The sequence below is a fragment of the Cupriavidus numazuensis genome, from assembly GCF_905397435.1.
GTDB classification, from domain to species: Bacteria; Pseudomonadota; Gammaproteobacteria; order Burkholderiales; family Burkholderiaceae; genus Cupriavidus; species Cupriavidus numazuensis.
The window spans coordinates 1-695 of sequence record NZ_CAJPVI010000166.1; the positions used below are offsets into that span (position 1 = coordinate 1).

Annotated in this window: 1 protein-coding gene; it reads left to right on the forward strand. The window is 61.6% G+C overall.

Going from position 1 to position 695, the window contains the following annotated elements; genetic code table 11:
* A partial coding sequence (locus KHO41_RS41030) for an IS701 family transposase (protein ID WP_211958893.1) occupies positions 1–591 on the forward strand: 591 nt, incomplete at its 5' end.
* Positions 592–695: the final 104 nt, after the last annotated feature.

Here is a 695-nt window from a genome sequence, read left to right on the forward strand (position 1 = left end):
GCACCCCTGCCCCCCAAGCCCTGGAGCGGTCGCGGCATACGGCCGACGAGGTTGCGCCGTGAGCCTGGAAACGAGCCGGTGTCGATCAAGGCATTGGCCATGGAATTGCCGCAGGAGGCCTATAGCGAGGTTACTTGGCGCGAAGGTACCAACACGGATCTATCCTCGCGTTTCGCCGCTGTGCGGGTTCGTCCTGCTCACCGCGATTACCTGGGCACCGAGATGCGCGCCGAGGAGTGGCTACTGATCGAGTGGCCCGAGGGAGAAGCCGAGCCGGCGAAATACTTCCTCTCCACGGCGCCGTCCGATGCCACCCTGGAACAACTGGTCTTCGTCACCAAGATGCGCTGGCGTATTGAACGAGACTATCAGGAACTCAAGCAGGAGTTCGGCCTCGCGCATTACGAGGGCCGCGGTTGGCGCGGCTTCCATCACCATGCCACGCTGTGTATTGCGGCATACGCCTTCCTCGTCACCGAGCGGCTCAGTCAGGACGGCGCAAAAAAAAACCGTGCTCGACCAGAAGCGGCTTCCCTACCCGAAGGTTACATCCCTCGCGGCAGCCCGGCGAGTCCAGCGACACGTGCCTGACTCGATTTCCACGTTGCGATTACTCATCGCCCGCGCGATCACCAGCAAGCTTCCGCGCTGTCCGTGTTGCTGGGATGTCAGGCTATATTTGTGACACAGTAAGA